The 19,351-nt window shown below is 63.8% G+C and carries 18 protein-coding genes; 9 read left to right on the forward strand and 9 right to left on the reverse strand.

The genetic code is table 11. The features are described from left to right. Positions 1–21 precede the first annotated feature (21 nt). From hemH to ACE3PP_RS09375, 3 genes are all read right to left on the reverse strand, one after another. On the reverse strand, positions 22–1,050 hold the full coding sequence (gene hemH, locus ACE3PP_RS09365; RefSeq protein ID WP_374380990.1) for a ferrochelatase: 1,029 nt from the start codon (positions 1,048–1,050) through the stop codon (positions 22–24). A 22-nt stretch (positions 1,051–1,072) separates the two neighbouring features. Continuing rightward, a complete protein-coding gene (locus ACE3PP_RS09370) occupies positions 1,073–3,148 on the reverse strand; it encodes a thioredoxin domain-containing protein (protein ID WP_374380993.1) in 2,076 nt (691 codons plus the stop codon). Between the two features lie 215 nt (positions 3,149–3,363). After that, positions 3,364–4,380, reverse strand: a complete 1,017-nt coding sequence (locus tag ACE3PP_RS09375) for a zinc-binding alcohol dehydrogenase family protein (protein WP_374380996.1) — start codon at positions 4,378–4,380, stop codon at positions 3,364–3,366. A 126-nt stretch (positions 4,381–4,506) separates the two neighbouring features. On the opposite strand from ACE3PP_RS09375, the gene ACE3PP_RS09380 reads away from it, so the two are divergent. After that, positions 4,507–4,860, forward strand: coding sequence for a winged helix-turn-helix transcriptional regulator (locus ACE3PP_RS09380; protein ID WP_374380998.1), 354 nt, complete (start codon positions 4,507–4,509; stop codon positions 4,858–4,860). Here the strand turns inward: ACE3PP_RS09380 and ACE3PP_RS09385 are convergent. Then, on the reverse strand, positions 4,821–5,321 hold the full coding sequence (locus ACE3PP_RS09385) for a hypothetical protein (RefSeq protein ID WP_374381000.1): 501 nt from the start codon (positions 5,319–5,321) through the stop codon (positions 4,821–4,823). The genes ACE3PP_RS09380 and ACE3PP_RS09385 overlap by 40 nt on opposite strands. A gap of 174 nt (positions 5,322–5,495) precedes the next feature. Here ACE3PP_RS09385 and ACE3PP_RS09390 point away from each other — a divergent pair, with 174 nt between their 5' ends. The 7 genes from ACE3PP_RS09390 to ACE3PP_RS09420 all read left to right on the forward strand — a co-directional run bounded on the left by ACE3PP_RS09390 (position 5,496) and on the right by ACE3PP_RS09420 (position 12,102). After that, positions 5,496–5,753, forward strand: coding sequence for a DUF6489 family protein (locus tag ACE3PP_RS09390; protein WP_374381001.1), 258 nt, complete (start codon positions 5,496–5,498; stop codon positions 5,751–5,753). A 1-nt stretch (position 5,754) separates the two neighbouring features. Further along, positions 5,755–6,153 carry a ferredoxin gene (locus ACE3PP_RS09395; RefSeq protein ID WP_374381004.1) on the forward strand — a complete coding sequence of 133 codons (399 nt, stop codon included), beginning with the start codon at positions 5,755–5,757 and terminating at the stop codon, positions 6,151–6,153. After that, complete coding sequence (gene mnmE / locus ACE3PP_RS09400; protein ID WP_374381007.1) at positions 6,150–7,490, forward strand: tRNA uridine-5-carboxymethylaminomethyl(34) synthesis GTPase MnmE; 1,341 nt, start codon at positions 6,150–6,152, stop codon at positions 7,488–7,490. Before ACE3PP_RS09395 ends, mnmE begins: the two co-directional genes overlap by 4 nt. A 55-nt stretch (positions 7,491–7,545) precedes the next feature. Then, positions 7,546–9,426: a tRNA uridine-5-carboxymethylaminomethyl(34) synthesis enzyme MnmG gene (gene mnmG, locus ACE3PP_RS09405; protein ID WP_374381010.1), complete on the forward strand. Its 1,881-nt coding sequence runs from the start codon at positions 7,546–7,548 to the stop codon at positions 9,424–9,426. A 148-nt stretch (positions 9,427–9,574) separates the two neighbouring features. Further along, complete coding sequence (rsmG, locus tag ACE3PP_RS09410; RefSeq protein ID WP_374381013.1) at positions 9,575–10,210, forward strand: 16S rRNA (guanine(527)-N(7))-methyltransferase RsmG; 636 nt, start codon at positions 9,575–9,577, stop codon at positions 10,208–10,210. Positions 10,211–10,251: 41 nt separating this feature from the next. Continuing rightward, positions 10,252–11,034, forward strand: coding sequence for a ParA family protein (locus tag ACE3PP_RS09415; RefSeq protein WP_374381221.1), 783 nt, complete (start codon positions 10,252–10,254; stop codon positions 11,032–11,034). A 174-nt stretch (positions 11,035–11,208) separates the two neighbouring features. Further along, positions 11,209–12,102: a ParB/RepB/Spo0J family partition protein gene (locus tag ACE3PP_RS09420; RefSeq protein WP_374381016.1), complete on the forward strand. Its 894-nt coding sequence runs from the start codon at positions 11,209–11,211 to the stop codon at positions 12,100–12,102. A 183-nt stretch (positions 12,103–12,285) separates the two neighbouring features. On the opposite strand, the gene ACE3PP_RS09425 is transcribed toward ACE3PP_RS09420, so the two are convergent. Together ACE3PP_RS09425 and ACE3PP_RS09430 are read right to left on the reverse strand one after the other, a co-directional pair. Beyond that, entirely contained in the window at positions 12,286–12,723 is a 438-nt protein-coding gene (locus tag ACE3PP_RS09425) for a thermonuclease family protein (protein WP_374381018.1), read from the reverse strand. A gap of 239 nt (positions 12,724–12,962) precedes the next feature. Then, the gene (locus ACE3PP_RS09430; protein WP_374381021.1) at positions 12,963–14,144 is read right to left on the reverse strand and encodes an acyl-CoA dehydrogenase family protein; all 1,182 of its coding nucleotides are present in this window, start codon (positions 14,142–14,144) and stop codon (positions 12,963–12,965) included. A 243-nt stretch (positions 14,145–14,387) separates the two neighbouring features. On the opposite strand from ACE3PP_RS09430, the gene ACE3PP_RS09435 reads away from it, so the two are divergent. Then, complete coding sequence (locus ACE3PP_RS09435; protein WP_374381024.1) at positions 14,388–15,113, forward strand: winged helix-turn-helix transcriptional regulator; 726 nt, start codon at positions 14,388–14,390, stop codon at positions 15,111–15,113. Positions 15,114–15,121: 8 nt separating this feature from the next. Here the strand turns inward: ACE3PP_RS09435 and holA are convergent, their stop codons facing one another. From holA to leuS, 3 genes are read right to left on the reverse strand one after another with little or no spacing between them, the layout of a single operon-like run. Then, the gene (gene holA / locus ACE3PP_RS09440; RefSeq protein ID WP_374381027.1) at positions 15,122–16,159 is read right to left on the reverse strand and encodes a DNA polymerase III subunit delta; all 1,038 of its coding nucleotides are present in this window, start codon (positions 16,157–16,159) and stop codon (positions 15,122–15,124) included. An 18-nt stretch (positions 16,160–16,177) separates the two neighbouring features. After that, positions 16,178–16,747, reverse strand: a complete 570-nt coding sequence (gene lptE / locus ACE3PP_RS09445) for an LPS assembly lipoprotein LptE (protein ID WP_374381030.1) — start codon at positions 16,745–16,747, stop codon at positions 16,178–16,180. Positions 16,748–16,763: 16 nt separating this feature from the next. Beyond that, positions 16,764–19,346, reverse strand: a complete 2,583-nt coding sequence (leuS, locus tag ACE3PP_RS09450) for a leucine--tRNA ligase (protein ID WP_374381224.1) — start codon at positions 19,344–19,346, stop codon at positions 16,764–16,766. Positions 19,347–19,351 lie beyond the last annotated feature (5 nt).

Consider the following 19,351-nt stretch of genomic DNA (forward strand, 5'->3'; position numbering starts at 1 on the left):
GGCAATCTTTGTCATGCCGTACTACCTTAAGCACGATCCTTTTGTCTTTCCCGCATCATGCAGCACGGGACCATCTTCGGCGAGGGCGGCGCGGGCAAGATCGGCGAGGCCCTTGATGAAGGATGGGTGCGTCGAGACAGTCGGCGCGCGGACATAAGCGGCAGCACCGTTCTCCTGGGCAAGATGCCCGTATTCGATGTCGAGTTCGACCAGCGTCTCCGAATGTTCGGAAACAAAGGCCACGGGGACGATGACGATGGGCCTGTTGGCTTTCGCGGCAGCCAGGATGGTTTCGTCGGTTGCAGGTCCCACCCATTTCAGCGGGCCGACACGGCTTTGATAGGCGATCTGATAGGCGCTGCGATCAAGGCCGAGGGAGGCCGCCACGGAAGCCACCGTCGCCTCGACATGAGTGACATAAGGGTCGCCGGCATCGACGATCTTCTGCGGCAGTCCGTGGGCGGAAAAGATGATGGCCGGTGCTTGGTCCGGCACCTGCTTCCGCGCGGTCGCGATAGCCGTTGCGGTGATGTCGGCAAGTGCTGCGATGAAACCCGGCTCGTCCGGATAGCAGCAGACAAGACGCTGGCGTGCCGAGAGGCCGATCGTCTGCGCGGCATCTTGCCAGACGCGGTACGAGGAGGCGGTCGTCGTGGTGGAGAATTGCGGATAGAGCGGCAACAGGATGATCTCATCCGGGCCCCAATCCTTCACCGTCTTGGCAGCATCTTCGGTGAACGGGCGCCAATAGCGCATGGCGATGAAGCAGCGCACTTTGTCGCTGCCGCTAAGCTGCGCTTCGAGGGCCGTGGCCTGTGCCTCAGTATTGGGGAGGATCGGCGAGCGGCCGCCCATCTGTTCATAGACATGGGTGGCGATCGGTGCGCGCCGCGTCGAGATCAGCTTGGCGAGCAGCCAGCGGAAGGGCTGCGGCAGGTTGATGATGTTGCGGTCGTTGAAGAGGTTGAAAAGGAATGGCTGCACTGCCGACAGGCTGTCCGGTCCCCCAAGATTGAACAGCACGATGGCGACGCGGCGGGAGTCGGGCATGGGCGTGATCGCTTTCGGAATATCAGGATCGGACAAGGGTTGCGGAAAGATCGGCAGGATCTGTGACCGGTGCCGAGCAGGTGCGGTTGCGGCAGATATAGGCGGTGGCCTTGCCGCCGACGGCGGTTTTGCCAGCGGCGGGATGATCGGCGGCCAAGCCCGACATATCGGCGACGATCTGTAGAACGATATGCCCCTGGGGCTGCGTGAGCAGTGCGCCGAGAAGGGCTGCGGTATCGGCGGCATCGCGCGCGCCGATGATGATGACATCGGTCGCGGCCATGCGGAAATCGAGCCCATTCAGGTAGGTGGCAAGCGGAAAGAAGTTCCGTTGTACCTCGCCCGCGAAGGCGCTGGAAAGCAAGTCGGCACGTTGCTCGTAATCGGCTTCGCCGGTCAGGTGATGGAGCCGTTCCAGCACTTCGAGCATCGTGCCGTTACCTGCGGGTGTCGCATTGTCGTTCGCGGATTTGGTCCGGATGATGATGTCCGCCGTATCGTCGGCGCTGAAGAAATAGCCATCGCCACCCTTGTCCCAGTAATGCGCATTGAGATCGGCGACGGTGCCGCGCGCGACATCGAGATAGGACGCGTCGCCGCTTGCCTGATGCAGCGCAAGGGCCGCCAGTGCGAAATTGGCGTGATCGTCGAGGGTCGCGGGATGGGCGAGCTTGCCTGCGCGCCATGCATGTTTCAAGCGGCCCGTACCATCGCGCATGTTGCGATCGATGAAGGCAAAGGCGTCGGCCGCCAATTGCTGCCAATCGGGTCGGGCAAAGACCAGCGATGCCTTGGCAAGGGCGGCGATCATCAAGCCGTTCCAATCGACCAGAACCTTGTCGTCCCAACCGGGCCGGATACGATCGGCACGCCGGGCCAGCAGCTTGGCACGTGCGGCAGCGAGGCGCCGTTCGTCGGCGGGAGCGAGCAGGCCCATCTGGTCGCCCCGATTGAGGATGTTGACGTCTTCCCAATTGCCGTCGTGCGTCACGCCATAGACATGCTTGAAGAAGGGCGCGTCGGCGCCCAGCACGTCATCGATCTCGGCTTCGTCCCAGACATAGAACTTGCCTTCGACACCTTCGGAATCCGCATCGAGCGAAGCGGCAAAGGCGCGCATGCCCGTGCTGTCTGCTTCCGCGAGCATCTCGCGTTGCAGCCATTCGACGATCTCGCCGGCGCGTTGTTCGAAGAGCGGCTCGCCGGTGGCGATCCACAGTTCGGACAAAAGCGAGAGCAGCTCGGCATTGTCGTATAGCATCTTCTCGAAATGCGGCACCAGCCAATCGGCATCTGTGGCATAACGCGCTAGCCCGCCGCCCAGATGATCGTAGATGCCGCCCTGGATCATCCGCGTCACACTGAGCAGCACGGCTTCGCGGTACCGGCCGTCGCCGGTGCGGAGGTAGGCGCGCCACAGCAAATTCATGACGGGTGCCTGCGGAAATTTCGGCGCGCCGCCGATGCCGCCACGCACCAGATCGACTTCCTGCAGCAGCCGTTCGGCAATACGGTCGATGACGTCGCGCGTGACGATGCCGCCGCTTTGCGGTGTCGAGAGCCGCTGCATGGCCTCGGCAAGGCCGGCGACATTCTGCGCCACCTTGCTCTTGTCATTGTGATAGGCGTCGGAAAGCGCTGTCAGGACCTGGCCGAAGCCTGGCCTTCCGTATCGGGGTTCCTTCGGAAAATAGGTGCCACCCCAATAGGGCGCGCCATCGGGTGTCAGGAACATGGTGAGCGGCCAGCCGCCCTGCTGGCCGAGCAATGCCAGCGCCTGCTGATAGATCTGGTCGAGGTCCGGCCGTTCCTCGCGGTCGATCTTGATGTTGACGAAACGCGCGTTCATGAGCGCCGCGATTTCATCGTCCTCGAAACTTTCATGCGCCATCACATGGCACCAATGACAGGCGGCGTATCCGACCGACAGCAGGATCGGCTTGTCCTGCTCGCGCGCCTCTTTGAGGGCGGCATCGTTCCACCCCCGCCAATTCACGGGATTGTCCTTGTGCTGCAGCAGATAGGGCGAGGTTTCGGCCCCGAGCAGATTCAGCGGGTTCGGCTTGGTCGGATGCGAGGGTGCGGCATGTCTGGTCATGCCAGCACAATGTGGGCGCAAGGCGAGGTTAATCAACCTTAATCATGCTGGGCCTATCTCTGAACCGTCTGCAAAGCCCTCTCCCTTCAGGGGGAGGGTTGGGTGGGGGTCTGGGTGACGGTTTTCCGAGAGCGTGTTCCGACCCCGCCCCCACCCCGACCCTCCCCCTGAAGGGAGAGGGAGGTGGTGCCGTCTGCAAAAATCCACAGCAGATTTCAAAACCCTTCCAGCACGATCTTGCCCTTGGTGCGGCCGGTTTCGATGGCGGCATGGGCGCGCTTGAGATTCTGCGCGTTGATTGTGCCGAAATGCTCGGCCAAGGTCGTGCGGATTGTGCCCCCATCGATGAGACGCGCGACTTCGGCGAGCAGCTTGCCCTGTTCGGCCATGTCGGCGGTGTTGAAGAGCGAGCGCGTGAACATCAACTCCCAATGCACCGACAGGCTCTTGCGCTTCATCGGATTGATGTCGAGCGATTTGGGATCGTCGATGAGCGCGAAGCGCCCTTGCGGTGAGATGAGTTCGACGATCTGTGCGAGATGCTGTTCCGTGTTCGTGGTTGAAAAGACGAAGGCCGGCGCACCGATCCCCAGAGCGGCGATCTGTGCCGCCAGGGGCCTCCCATGATCGATCACGTGATGTGCGCCGAGTTCCGTGACCCAGGCTTGCGTTTCGGGGCGCGAGGCGGTGGCGATCACGGTGAGGTCGGTGAGCGTTCTGGCAAGCTGCACCGCCATCGATCCGACACCGCCGGCACCGCCGATGATGAAGATCGCGGGCGCGGCGCCCGGAACCGGGTCCTTGATCCGCAGCCGGTCGAACAGAGTCTCCCAGGCGGTGATGCTGGTCAGCGGCAGCGCTGCCGCCGCGGCGAAGCCGAGGCTCCGCGGCTTCTTCGCGACGATCCGCGCATCGACGGCATGAAGTTCGGCATTGGAGCCGGGTCGGTCGATGGCACCGGCATAAAAGACTTCATCGCCGACGGTGAAGCCTGTGGCTTGCGGACCGACCTTGCGCACGATACCTGCCGCATCCCAGCCGAGGATTTTCTTCGTGCCGGCGGGCGGTGTCACACTGCTGCGGATCTTCATGTCGACCGGGTTCACCGAAACGGCCTTCACCTCGACCAGCAGATCGTGGGGCCGGAGGTCGGCAGGTTCTGGGAGATCGGCATCGATCAGCGAACTTGCGTCTGCGATGGGCAGGGGGATTTCGTAAGCGACGGCGCGCATGGGGCTCGGTCCTTCCATTGGATGCGTTGGTCTTGCTTGGCATCAAATGGAGGACTAGGCTCGATTTGCGCAAGAACGCACAATTTTCGCCTATAGTGTCGAAAAGGGTACTATTGGAGGATTCGAATGGCGAAGCACAAGGATCTGAGCTGCGGACCCGGCTGCCCGGTCGAGGGCGCGCTGCAGCTCATCGACGGCAAATGGAAGGGTGTCATCCTTTACCATCTTCTTGAAAAGACCATGCGATTCAATGAATTGCAGCGGAAGCTGCCCAATGTCACCCAGCGCATGCTGACCAACCAGCTGCGCGAGCTGGAAGCGGACGGTCTCATCCACCGCGAGGTCTTTGCGCAAGTGCCGCCCCGGGTCGATTATTCACTGACCCCGCGCGGCCGGTCGCTGCAGCCGGTCATCGCCGCCCTGAAGCTTTGGGGCGACACTTATGTCTTGGGCGTTTCGGCGCCTGCCGGGGCGGAATAGTCCAGGCGATAGGTCACTTCCAGAATGTGGTCGACGGTCTCGCCATCGGCGCCGAAAGGGAACTGAACGCCGACGATCCGGCGCAGCAGATTGTCGAGATGATGTTCCTCGGCATAGGCCCGGGGGGCGCGGCTGGTGCGGACGGTGTCATAATCGCTTTCCAGCATGGTCTGGAATTCCGGCATTTCCGCGATTTCGTCGAGATACCGGCCGGTGAGGTCGAAGCCCAGCTCCTTGGCGATCTCGGGCCCGTCGGCCACAAAGAAATAGCGTGGCCGCTTGCGGCCCGGTTCTTCGCGAATCTCAACGACCGACAGGCGGTCATGGACGTGGGCGAACGCCGCCAGCGCCGCCGCGTTGAAGGTCGGAAAGGCGGCGTCACCTTTCAGCTTCAACCAGATATCGCTCAACGCGCGGATGCGCGGATCATGATGGTCGAGATAGTTGATGTAACCGGTCATTCGATCGATATGCCTGTGAGGCAACCCCTCTAGCATGCAGGTCGGTGTTCCCAAAGCGGAGATACGGCCTGTAATACTTTTGTTCGCGTATCCCTTCGGCTAGTGTCCATTCAGCAAGTATCCCATCAGCAAATGGCGCTGGTATCTTAAGCCCTTCTTGGGCAGGAGTTCCTGATGAAGATCAATGTCGATATCGACTGCACGCCGGAAGAAGCCCGCGCCTTTTTCGGCCTACCGGATGTGGCGCCGATGCAGGCGGCGGTGATGAAGGAAATGCAGGATCGGGTCGTGGCGGCGATGCGGGGCACCGATGCCGAAACCCTGCTGAAGACCTGGATGCCGGGCGGCGCCGCGGGGCTCGAGCAGATGCAGAAAATGTTCTGGAACGCCTTCGGCGCCACGGGCGGCAGCAGCAAAGAGGGCGGCAAGTAAATTGAGCAACCCCAAAACAACGGATCGCAGCAAACCGGGCGATCCGGCACCTTATTACGAAGCCCATGTCTTCGCCTGTGTGAACGAGCGGCCGGCCGGCCACAAGCGCGGCTGCTGCAAATCGCGCGGCGCCGAGCCTTTGCGCAACTACATGAAGGCGCGCGCCAAGGAACTGGGTCTCGACAATCTTCGGATCAATCAGTCCGGCTGCCTCGACCGCTGCGAGCTGGGGCCGACCCTCGTCATCTATCCGGAAGGCATCTGGTACACCTATCACACGGTCGAAGATGCCGAGGAAATCATCCAGCGCCACCTCATCAAGGGCGAGCGCGTCGAGCGCCTGATGCTGCAGCCTGAAGACAAGCTGCCGGAAGACCGCCTCGCCAAAGCGGAGCAATGAGCGCCGAAACCATTTTTGCCCCCGACACGATCTTTGCCCTGGCGACACCCGGTGGCAGATCAGGTGTCGCCATCTTTCGTCTCTCCGGCCCGCATGCGGGTGAGGCGCTGGCGACGCTGACGGGGAAGCCACTGCCGGCACCACGCATCGCGGTGAAGCGGCGCCTTCATGCGCAAGACGGTCCCCTCGACGACGCACTTGTCCTTTATTTCAAGGGTCCGGCGAGCTTCACCGGCGAAGATGTCGTGGAGCTGCATGTTCACGGTGGCCCGGCGATCATCGCGGCGGTGGCGAAGGCGCTCGCCGCACTGGGCTTAAGGTTGGCCGAGCCTGGCGAGTTCACGCGCCGCGCCTTCGATCACGGGAAGCTCGATCTGGTCGAGATCGAAGGCCTCGCCGATCTCATCGCGGCCGAGACCGAAGCACAGCGTCGCCAGGCCCTGCGCCAGGCCGAGGGCGAATTGTCGGCGCTCTATGAAAAGTGGCGCGGGGCGCTCATCTCGTCGCTTGCGCGCATGGAAGCGGCGATCGATTTTCCGGACGAGGATCTGCCCGACGATCTCATCGCCAATGTCGATGCGACGATGCGGGTGCTCGCCGAAGAGATCGCTGCACACCTCGCTGACAATCATCGCGGCGAAACCCTGCGCGACGGCTTTTCGGTCGCCATCATCGGCTCGCCCAATGTGGGGAAATCGTCGCTCCTCAATCGCCTCGCCAAGCGTGAGGCGGCGATCGTCTCGGCGCAGGCCGGCACGACGCGCGACGTCATTGAGGTGAAGCTCGACCTCGGCGGCTATCCGGTCCTCATCGCCGATACGGCGGGCCTCCGCGATAGCCCGGACGAGATCGAGCAGGAGGGGGTGAAGCGGGCGCTCCGGCGCGCCGAGCATGCCGACCTCAAGCTCATCGTTTTCGACGGGGCGACTTGGCCCGATTTCGACCCCTCGGTCGCCGAGCAGATTGACGCCGAGGCGATTGTCGTATTGAACAAGGCCGAACTCGCGAAAGGGGCAAAAGCGGCGCTCTTCGGGCGGGATTTTTTGCAGGTTTCGGCGGTCACTGGGACGGGTCTTGAGGCCCTGGTGGCAGCCATCGCAGAAAAGGCCGCCAAGGCGCTCAACCCCGGATCGCAACCGGCATTGACCCGGTTGCGGCACCGGTCGGCCCTGGAAAGGTGCCTCGGCGCCCTCGAACGGGGGCTCCAGGTGCCCGTGGTGGAACTGAAGGCCGAGGATCTGCGGATCGCGGTCCAGGCCCTGGGCCGGATTACCGGCCGGGTGGAAGTCGATGATGTTCTCGATTTGATCTTTCGAGAATTCTGCATCGGCAAGTGAAAACGTACCAAGCCATTGACATATATGGCATATTTGAAATTGTTTCACGTGAAACATGAACGCTGAACAGACATACGACGTCATTGTGGTCGGTGGTGGCCATGCCGGTACGGAAGCGGCGGCGGCGGCGGCGCGCCTTGGCGCCCGGACCCTGCTCTTGACCTACGACCCGCTGAAGATCGGCGAGATGTCCTGCAACCCCGCGATCGGCGGTTTGGCCAAGGGGCATCTGGTGCGCGAGATCGACGCCCTCGACGGGATCATGGCGCGCGCCATCGACCGGGGCGGCATCCAGTTCCGCATGCTCAACCAGTCGAAGGGTCCTGCGGTCCGCGGCCCCCGAGCCCAGGCCGACCGCAAGCTTTACCGCCAGGCGGTCCAGGCGCTCCTTGCCGAGCAGCCCAACCTCACCATCATGGCCGGTGCCGCCGCCGATCTGGAGATCGGAGCGGATGGCCGCGTCGCTGCCGTGGTGACCGAGACCGGGACGCGTCTCGGCTGCGGTGCCGTGGTGCTGACGACCGGGACTTTCCTCAACGGCCTCATCCATTGCGGCGAGGAGCGGGTGCCCGCCGGCCGGGTCGGCGAGGCGCCGTCGGTGAAATTGGCCGAGACGCTGAGGCGGCTCGACCTGCCGCTGGGGCGCCTCAAGACCGGGACCCCGCCGCGCCTCGATGGGCGCACGATCGATTGGAAGTCCCTGGATTCGCAGCCCGGCGACAACCCGCCGGCGCCGATGTCGTACCTGACCCGGGAAATCACGACGCCGCAGATCGCCTGCGGCATCACCTATACCAGCCAGGCTGGGCATGAGCTGATCCGCGGCAACCTGCACCGGGCGCCCATTTATTCGGGCCAGATCGAGGGGACGGGGCCGCGTTATTGCCCCTCGATCGAGGACAAGGTGGTCCGCTTTGCCGAGAAGGACCGGCACCAGATCTTCCTGGAGCCGGAAGGGCTCGACGACGACACCGTCTATCCCAACGGCATTTCGACCTCTCTCCCGGCCGATGTGCAGGCCGGGCTTCTGAAGACCATCGCGGGCCTCGAACATGCGGTGATGCTGCGGCCGGGCTATGCGATCGAATATGATTTCGTCGATCCGCGTGCCTTGAAGCCGACTTTGGAACTCAGGGCGATGCCGGGCCTGTTCCTGGCCGGGCAGATCAACGGGACCACGGGCTATGAAGAGGCGGCGGCGCAGGGGCTGATGGCAGGTCTCAATGCCGCGCGGCTTGCCGGCGGAGCGGGGGAGGGCGTCACCCTCGACCGCGCCACGGCCTATATCGGCGTCATGATCGACGATCTTGTTTCACGTGGAACAGCCGAGCCCTACCGCATGTTCACGAGCCGCGCCGAATACCGGCTGCAGCTGCGCCAGGATAATGCCGACCAGCGCCTGACCGCCCTGGGGCTCGCCTGGGGATGCGTCGGAAGTGCCCGCGAAACGGCCTTTTCCGCCAAGATGGAGGCTCTCGAAAAGGCCCGCGCCCTCATGGCGACCCTGTCGGCGACGCCCAACGAACTCAAGAATCACGGCCTCACCATCAACCAGGACGGCCAGCGCCGGACGGCGATGGGGCTGCTCGCTTACCCCGAGATCGACCTCGCCCGCGTGGCTGAGATCTGGCCGGAAGTGGCCGGCTTCGCCCCGGAAATCGCCGAGCAGATCGAGATCGACGGCCGCTATGCCGGGTATCTGAAGCGCCAGGACGCCGACATCGTCGCCTTCCGCAAGGATGAGGCGCTGCTGCTCCCCGCGGATCTCGACTATGATCAGGTGGCCTCGCTCTCGGCCGAGGTGCGGGAAAAGCTCAAGAAGGCGCGGCCCACCTCGCTGGGTGCCGCCGGCCGCATTTCCGGCATCACCCCGGCCGCCCTCACGGTCCTGCTGCGCCATGTCCGGCGCCAGAAGGCGGAGCGGCAGAGCGCGTGATCAGCTGCGGCGGGAGTCTTCAGTCGTTTACCCCCCTCTCTAGCTCTCCCCCTCAAGGGGGGAGAGGATTGGAACGAGGTTGTTGCGACTATTCGGTCGAAACCCCCTCCCCCCTTGAGGGGGAGGGTCGGGGCGGGGGGTATCGCCGATGACTCCCGCCCAATTCGCGTCCGAAATGAGCCAGCTCGGGCAAAATGTTTCACGTGAAACATTTTCCAGGCTCGAGACCTATGACGCCCTGCTGCGGAAGTGGCAGGCGAAAATCAATCTAGTGGCGAAGGACAGTCTCCAGGATCTCTGGCGGCGGCACTTTCTGGATTCCGCCCAGCTGCTGCCGCTGCTGCCACCTGGCCACGATCCGATCACGGATCTGGGTTCCGGCGCCGGTTTCCCAGGCCTGGTTCTCGCCATCATGACCGAGCGCCAGGTGCACCTCGTCGATTCAGACCAGCGCAAGGGCGCCTTCCTGATCGAATGCGCCCGGCAGGCCGGCGTGCTCGACCGGGTCAAGGTGCATACGACCCGGATCGAAGCCGCTGACGCTTGGAAGGCGCCGATCATCACCGCCCGGGCGCTGGCCGCCCTCGACCAGCTCCTTGCCTGGGCCGAGCCGTTCATGACGCAAGAGACGGTTTGCCTCTTCCTCAAAGGGGCCAAGGTGGAAGATGAATTGACCCTGGCAAGCCGCTCCTGGAATATGGCGGTGACGCGCCACGGGAGTCTCACCGACCCCAGCGGCATCATCTTGAAGCTCTCCAACATCGAGCGCAGGGGACAGAATTGAGCGCTGGTCAAACGCCACCCATCACCTTGCATCCCCGCATCATGGCTGTCGTCAACCAGAAGGGCGGCGTGGGCAAGACGACCACCACCGTCAATCTGGCGACGGCCCTGGCAGCGTGTGGGAAAAAAGTCCTGATCATCGATCTCGATCCCCAGGGCAATGCCTCGACCGGTCTGGGCCTGGAAGCGGCCCAGCGCGAAACCGGTTCCTATGAAGTGCTGATCGACGGGGCGACGATCGGGGAGGCAACCCAGCCCACCATCGTCCCCGGCATGTCGATCGTGCCGACGACACCGGATCTGGCCGGCGCCGAAATCGAGCTCATCGATCTTGAGCGGCGCGAATACCGGCTGAAGGACGCGCTCGCCGCGGCGACGCTGACTTACGATTTCGTCCTCATCGATTGCCCGCCTTCGCTCTCGCTCCTCACCTTGAATGCGATGGTGGCGGCCGATTGCGTGCTGGTGCCCCTGCAATGCGAGTTCTATGCGCTGGAGGGCTTGAGTCAGCTCATCAAGACGGTCGAGCGGGTGAAGCAGAATCTCAATCCGGTGCTGGAGATCCAGGGCGTCGTCCTTACCATGTACGACAAGCGCTCATCCTTGAATGAACAGGTGGCGGCCGACGTGCGCGCCTATTTCGGGCCCCGGGTCTATGAGACGGCGATCCCTCGCAATGTCCGCATCGCCGAGGCTCCGTCCTATGGCAAGCCGGCCCTTCTTTACGATATCCGCTGCGCGGGGTCGCAGGCCTATATCCATCTCGCTTCCGAATTGCTGCGGCGGGAGCAGGGGCTGGAAGGCAAATCGCTGAAGGTGGCGTGAAGGACTGAGCGGCGGAGAGAGACCCCCCGCCCCGACCCTCCCCCTCAAGGGGGGAGGGGGTTTTGACCGAGCAGTCGCAACCACTCGTTCCAATCCTCTCCCCCCTTGAGGGGGAGAGTTAGAGAGGGGGGTGAGTGACTGAAGACTAGATAGAGCGCGAAGAAGACTAGAATCATGGCAAAGAAACATCTGGGACGTGGGCTATCAGCCTTGTTGGGGAGCGATCCGGCGGTCGTGGCGACGACGGCGCCGGCCGAGGCTGTGCCGGCGGCACCGGTTGCCGGCCAACGCCATATTCCGATCGAGTTCCTGCATCCCGGCAAGTACCAGCCGCGCGGCACCTTTAACGCGCAGGCGCTCGAAGATCTGGCGCAGTCGATCCGCAGCAATGGCGTGCTGCAGCCGATCCTGGTGCGGCCGCATCCCACCAAGCCCAGCGGCCAATATGAAATCATCGCCGGCGAGCGGCGCTGGCGTGCCGCGCAATTGGCGCAGCTCCATGAAGTGCCGGTGGTCGAAAAGACCCTCACCGACCGCGACGCGCTCGAAATCGCGCTCATCGAGAACATCCAGCGCCAGGACCTCAACCCGCTCGAAGAAGCGGAAGGCTATCGCCGCCTGATGGACGAGTTCAAATACACGCAGGAAGAATTGGCGACGCGCATGGGCAAGTCGCGCTCCGGCATCGCCAATCTGCTGCGCCTGCTCGATCTCCCCAATGCGGTGCGCCTGATGCTGAATGACGGGCGCCTTAGCGCAGGGCACGCCCGCGCGCTCCTCAAATGTTCGGACCCGGTGAGCCTCGCGTCCGAAGTGGTGGCGCAAGGGTTGAACGTCCGCCAGACCGAGAAGCTCGCCGAGAACTACAAGCCTAAATCGCTGCTGAAGACTCTGAAAGCGAAGAAGGCGCCCAAGGAAAAGGACGCCGATACCAAGGCGCTTGAAAACGATCTGTCGATGAAATTGGGCTTCAAGGTCGAGATCGAGTTCAACGGCAAGGGCGGCAGCGTCACCTTGCACTATAAGAGCCTCGATCAGCTCGACACGATCATCGCGAAATTGGGGTAGCGCCCGTTACCGGGTGCCCACTCGCTGGCGCGACACTCCCACTCGCTTCGCGCACCCCCACCCTGACCCTCCCCCTGAAGGGAGAGGGAATCTCACCGAGCTCGTTGAAACGTCGTTGCGACCCTCGATCCAATCCCCTCTCCCTTCAGGGGGAGGGTCAGGGTGGGGGTTTGCGCCGTCATCTCAGCACCAGCCCTTGCGTTTGCCGCCATCATAGCGGCGGGCGAGGCCGGCGCCGACCAGCATGTCGGCAAGGCTGCGGCCGTCGATGGCGACATCGGCATCGATGCGGCCACCATACTTGTCCCAATCGATCTTCGAGAAAATGATCGGGCGTTGCTTGGCCTGCGCTTTCTCGACAAGTTGTCGCGTGAAGGTGCCGGCCTTTTCGGCAGCTGCTTTCTCGGCCGCGCATTTCCCCTTCCGCTCCGGCGTGTCGACACCGCGTACACGGACCTTGAGCGGCTGCAACTCCATCGGCAGGCCGGGAAGATGCACCTTCAGCGTGTCGCCGTCGACGACACCGATCACCGGCCAATCGTAGCGGCCGTCGGTGTCGACGGTGGCGAGAGCGGGTGAGCTGAGGGCGAGGAAGAGGCCGATGAGAAGGACGCGACGCATCCCCTTATCAGGGGTGCCTATTTGAGTCGGTGCAACCGACCGTGAGTCGAGTGAGGGACAGGGAAGTTCGCGTGGGGTTTTGGAAGGCACCAGTTATCAGTCGCTCACCCCCCACCCCGACCCTCCCCCTCAAGGGGGGAGGGAGTTTGCACCGAGGTGTCGGCAACAACGCGCTCCAATCCTCTCCCCCCTTGAGGGGGAGAGTTAGAGAGGGGTCGTTGAAACGCGATGCGGCGTTCTCAAAACACCGTCGACACATCGAGACCCAATGCGACGCGGCCGGCATAGTCGGCTTGCGGGCCTTGCTGCATCGGGTGGAATCTTGCGCCCTGGATGTCGCGGAAGAGGCGCTCCAATCCAGCCTCGCGATAGAAGCCGGCGCCACCGGCCGCTTCGAGAGCGAGTTCGACCGCGGCGATGGCGTGACGCGCAACGAGGGCGCGGCAGATCATCGTCTCGTTGGTGGTGGCGGCGCCGGGTGTTGCCGTTTCCGCCACACGCACCATTTCGGCATGGGCGAGCTGGGCGGCGCACAGCTCGGTATCCATGCGGCCGATGAGGGCGACGACATGATCGCTCATGCGGCGTTTCGCGGCCATCGCCACGGCGCGGTCACGCGCGGCTTCGGCAACGCCGAGATAGGCGGCGTAGATGAGCGGGAACGCGATCATGCTGATGATGTGGAAGAGGGGGTGCCACTCACCCTGCTTGCGCTTCAAGGCCACACCTTCTTCCGGTACGACATGGCCGTCGATCAGCACGTCATGCGAGCCGGTGCCGCGCATGCCCATCGCTCGCCAGGTGTCGAGCAGCTTCACCTGCGGCGATTTCATGGGGACCGCAAAATGAAGAACCGCCGGACCATCGGGTGCCTCTTCCCAGACGGCGCCGGTCATCAAGAGATCGCCGATGGGCGAGGCCGAGGTGAAGACCTTCCGCGCTGAAATCCGGTAGCCGCCCTCGACCTTCTCAGCCTTGCCGGAACCGGCAACCCAGTCGGAACCGCCGCTCGAGAGCAGCACCAATTTTTCGGCGGCGACACGCTTCAGCAACGGTGCCACCGGGGCCGCCTGCTGCCGCGACCAACGCCAGGCCGGAATGGCGACCTGGTGCGTGTGCATGGCGAAGGACAGGGCCGTGGCGCTGCAATGATGCGCGATCTCGCGCAGCATGGCGCAAAGCTCGGTGATTCCGGCACCGCCACCGCCGAGATCGGCAGGGACACCGGCATCGACGAGGCCGGCATCTTTCAGCGCCTTGAAATTCTCGGCGACGAAGATGTCGCCGGCATCGGCTTCACTGGCACGGGCCGCAAAATCGGGGCCGAGCTTTGCCGCGATCTGGGCAGGCGAAGGAATCTGGGTGGGCGATGGAATTTCAGTGGTGGACGTTCGTTCCGCGAGGGCGGCGACCGGGGTCATGGGCGTTCTCCTCTGTCTTCTTGAATGGCGTTTCATCCCTGCCATGAGGAAAGCACCGAGGGGGCCGGGGCCTCTAGTCCAGGACCTGTAGCGTGGGCCCGTTGAGCGCTTTACCTGCGGCATCTACCGATCGGTAGACGCTTCAGAATCTGTATCGGCGATATGAGCTGCCCTGGGAACGGAACCTTGATGTAGACTGGCTGGCCTTGGGCCGGCCGCCTCCCAGTGGAAGGATGCGTGCGCATGGATCGGCAGAATCTGAGTACTTTGACGAGCGAGGTCGAGAGCGAGAGCAGCGGCTATGGCCAGTTCTGCCCCATCGCCATGGCCGCCGAGATCTTCTGCACCCGCTGGACGCCCTTGATTCTGCGCGAGTTGTTGTGCGGCAGCCATCATTTTAACGATTTGAAGCGGGGCCTGCCGCGCATCTCCCCGACGCTGCTGTCGAAGCGCCTCAAGGAGATGCAGCAGATGGGCCTGCTTGAGGCAAGGAACGGCCAATATCACCTCACCAAGGCGGGCGAGGATCTCAGGGACCTGGTGATGGGCCTCGGCTTCTGGGGATCGCGCTGGGTCGATACGCAGAAGAGCCTTAAGAATCTGGACCCATCTCTGTTGATGTGGGACATGCGCCGAAACCTCATTCCGCAATCCATGACGGGTGTCGTGCCGGGGCGGCGCCATGTGGTGCAGTTCACCTATCCCGAACTCGCGAACCGGCGCGATTGGTGGCTGGTGATCGAGAACGGCCATGTCGACCTCTGCCAAACCGATCCCGGCTACGACATCGACCTCTATGTCGAATGTCCGTTGCGCAGCATGACCTCGATCTGGATGGGTCTTTCCAATGTCGCCGCCGAGCTGGCGGCAGACCGGCTGCAGCTGACCGGCGAAAAGGATCTGGCGCGCTCGATGCAGGCCTGGTTGGGTCTCAGTCCCTTCGGCCGTCCGCGCGAGGGGAATGCGTAAGGCGGGCGCTAGCGGCGGGCCATCGCCGCGATCTCCATCAGCCCACGGCGGGTGAGGGTGTCGGCGAATTGATGCTGGCGCATCGCCTCGGCCTCGATCTCGGTCAGGCGCAACAGCGCCTGACCGATCGATTCAACATTCCAGCGGCGGCACTGGTTCTTGAAACCCTCGGCCGCCTTCCAGAAGACCGGCGGGCGCAGCCCGGTCATGGCGCTTTCCAATCCTTCGCCGCCGGCGACGCGGCCGGCAACCTGGTGGAGGCGCATGAAGTGCCGCGCGACGCTGCGGATGAGCGAGATCTCGTTGGTCTCGGCGAGGTTGCGTTCGATCTGCCGCTCGAGGCCCTTCAGATCGCCAAGGCCGATGGCCGCGCACAGATCGTCCTGCCCGATCGCAGCGAGATCGCCGACATTGGCCATCGCGTCTTCGAGGCTGACCTTCTTGCCGCCGCCTTGAAGCATGGGCCCCATATAGAGGACGAGCTTGTCGAGCTCGGCACGCGTGATGCCGCGATCGCCACCAAGATTGGCGGCGAGATACGCAACGGCGTCGCGGTCGATCTCAAGGCCGGCGGCTTTGAGATGCTGCGTGATGAGCGCCGGCAGGGCCGCCGCCTCATCGCGATAACAAGCGATGGCGCCGGCGTTGGACGCATTTTCGAAGAGCCGCTTCAGCGACGACTTGCCGCCGATATCGCCGGCTTCGATCACGGTCAGGCATTGGGCGCCGTCCTTCTGGTCGGCAAGGAGACTTGCAAAGGCACCTTCATGCGTGTCGCTGACGCGGGTCACGCGCACGACGCGGCGCCCGCCCATCATGGCGATGGCGCGGGCCTCGTCGATAAGGCGCGCGGGATCGGCCTTGATATCGTCGCCGGTCAGTTCGGAGAGACGGAAGGGATCGTTGCCGTCACCGAGGATCGCGCGGCTGATGAGGCCGGCGCGCTCATGCACCATGCCCTCGTCGGGCCCGAAGATGAGCACAGCGGCGATATGGGGCGCCGGGTCCTTGAGGAACTTCTCGAGCGGCTGTTTTTCGAGCTTCATCGGCCGACCGGCGGCGGTTCAGGCGTGCGCGGCGAAATAGGCCGAGATGCGCTGCTTGATAAGTTCGGCCAGCTGGCGCGCGGTGCGATCACGCGCATCATTCCGCGCCTCGATATCCTGATAGGGATCCTGCAGGACGGTATAGGCAACGACCGAGCGGGTCTTTTCCTTGACCAGCTCGTTGCCCTTCAAGTCGCGCAGCGCGAAATTGGCCTTCAACGTCAGATCCTCGCGCCGCGCATCGCCTTCGTCGGCGGTGACGGTGCGGTTGATCGATTCAGAGAGCTCGATGGTCAGGGTATAGGCGGGTGCCGCCGGCTGGCCGTAGGGATTGAGCCCGTCGCGCAGCGCGTTGTGCAGGATCTGCGCGGTGCGCGCATCGTATTTGGCGCGGCTGCCGGCGCTGAAATCGCCGAAGGGTGCCGCACTCCGCTCCCAGAACGGTTCCTTGATGCCGATCGCGGCAAGGTGCGCGTCGACCGTCGCGCTGCCGCTGGGGCCAGTGCTCGCCTTGCCGTAGAGCGGCTTCCAGCCACAGGCCGACAAAAGTGGGCCGGCGGCGGCCAGGGCCATGCCGCTGAGGCTCAAACGAATGACGTCTCTTCTAGACCACGACATTGACGATCCTGTTCGGCACGACGACGATCTTCTTCGGGCTCTTGCCATCAAGGGCGCGGATCACCGCATCCTCGGCCAAGGCCGCCGCTTCCGCCTGGTCCTTGGGGCAGTCGCGCGGCAACTGGATGGTGGCGCGCAGCTTGCCGTTGACCTGGACGGCGACGGTGGCCTGGTCGTCGATGATAAGCGCTGGATCGGCTTCCGGCCAAGCCGTCTCGGCAAGGAGCGTCGCGTGGCCGAGGGCGGCCCACATTTCCTCGGCCAGGTGCGGCATCATGGGGCCGATCAGCTGAGCCAGGGCCTCCAGCGCTTCCTTCCGGGCAAAAAGGCCCGGCGCGTCGGCGAGGTCCTTGTCGGCGACTTCACCCAGACTGTTGGCGAATTCGTAGAGCTTGGCGACGCCGCGGTTGAAGCGGAATTTCTCGATATCCTCGGAAACGCCGGCAATCGCCTTATGAGTGGCGCGGCGCAGGGCGAGTGCCGCTTCCGGGAAGTTCGCCGGCTGCCCACCCTTGGGGCCATTAAGCGCCGGATGGGCCTCGACCCATTGGCTGAGGAGGCGCCACAGGCGCTGCGAAAAGCGCCAGGCGCCCTCGACGCCGGCCGCCGTCCATTCCATGTCGCGCTCGGGCGGGCTGTCGGACAGCACGAACCAGCGGGCGGTGTCGGCCCCGTAGCCGCCGATGATGACGTCCGGCGCCACCACGTTCTTCTTCGATTTCGACATCTTCTCGGAACGGCCGACGTCAACGGCGCTCCCGGTGTCTCGGCGGACGGCCGTTTCGCCGCGCTTCTCGATCTCGCCCGGCTGCAGCCATTCGCCGGTCTTGGGATCGCGATAGGTTTCGTGGCAGACCATGCCTTGCGTGAAGAGGCCGGCAAAGGGCTCGTCGAGCTTCACCAGCCCCACCTTCTTCATGGCCCGCGTGAAGAAGCGCGAATAGAGGAGGTGGAGAATGGCGTGCTCGACACCGCCGATATATTGGTCAACCGGCAGCCAGTAATCGACCAGCGCCTGGTCGATCGCCGCGCCGTGGCGCGGGGCGCAGAAGCGGGCAAAATACCAGGATGAATCGACAAAGGTGTCGAACGTGTCGGTTTCGCGCCGCGCGGCCTTGCCGCAGGCCGGGCAGTTCACATGCTTCCAGCTCGGATGATGGTCGAGCGGGTTGCCGGGCTTGTCGAAGGTGACATCGTCGGGCAACAGCACCGGCAGATCCTTGGCCGGCACCGGCTGCGGGCCGCAGGCATCGCAATGGATAATCGGGATCGGACAACCCCAATAACGCTGGCGGCTGACCAGCCAGTCCCGCAGGCGGAAGATGGTCGTCGCCTCGCCGTCGCCCTGGTCCTTGAGGACCGCGCCCACCTTCTTCTTGGCGCTCTCGGTATCGAGCCCGTCGAGGAAGCCGGAATTGAAGATGGTGCCATCGTCGGTATAGGCGGTGTCGCCGATCGCGAAGGTCTTCGGATCTTCGCCCGGCGGCAGCACCACCGGAATGACGGGAAGACCGTATTTGCGCGCGAAATCGAGGTCGCGCTGGTCGCCGGCCGGGCAGCCGAAGATGGCGCCGGTGCCGTATTCGATCAGCACGAAATTGGCGATGTAGACGGGAAGCGTCTTGCCCTTCACCAGCGGATGTTCGACCTCGAGCGAGAGGCGGTAGCCCTTCTTCTCCTGCGTCTCGACCGCGGCTTCCGACGTGCCGGCGGCGCGGCAATCGGCGATGAAGGCGGCGACGGCCGGATCTTCCTTGGCCGCGGCCTCGGCAATGGCATGGTCGGGCGAGACGGCGATGAAGCTCGCGCCGAACAGCGTGTCGGGCCGGGTCGTGAAGACCTCGATCCTCTTATCGGAACCGGTGATCTTGAAGCGCACATGGGCGCCGGTCGACTTCCCGATCCAGTTCTCCTGCATCAGGCGGACCTTGTCCGGCCAGCGATCGAGCGAGCCCAGGGCCGAGAGAAGCTCATCGGCGTAGTCGGTGATCTTCAGGAACCACTGGCTGAGCTTGCGCTTCTCGACGGGCGCCCCAGAGCGCCAGCCCTTGCCGTCAATGACCTGCTCGTTGGCGAGCACGGTATGGTCGACCGGATCCCAATTGACGAAGGCTTCCTTGCGGTAGGCGAGGCCGCCCTTGAAGAAATCGAGGAAGATCGCCTGCTGGTGCGCGTAATAGCCGGGATGGCAGGTCGCCAGTTCCTTCGACCAATCGAGCGCCAGGCCCATGCGCTTCAATTCGGCGCGCATGGTGGCGATGTTGTCGTAGGTCCAGCGCGCCGGGTGGATCTTCATGTCGCGGGCGGCGTTTTCAGCCGGCAGGCCGAAAGCGTCCCAGCCCATCGGATGCAGCACGTTGAAACCCTTGGCGCGCTTGTAGCGGGCGACCACGTCACCCATCGTATAGTTGCGCACATGGCCCATATGGATGCGCCCCGACGGATAGGGGAACATCTCCAGGACGTAATATTTGGGCTTCGACGTATCGGCGGAGCTGGCAAAGCAGTTGCGGGCCGACCAAGCCGCCTGCCATTTGCCTTCCGCTTCGTGGAAATTGTATCGCGACATGAGTT

It is taken from the genome of Dongia sp. (genome assembly GCF_041910485.1).
Taxonomy (GTDB): Bacteria; Pseudomonadota; Alphaproteobacteria; order Dongiales; family Dongiaceae; genus Dongia.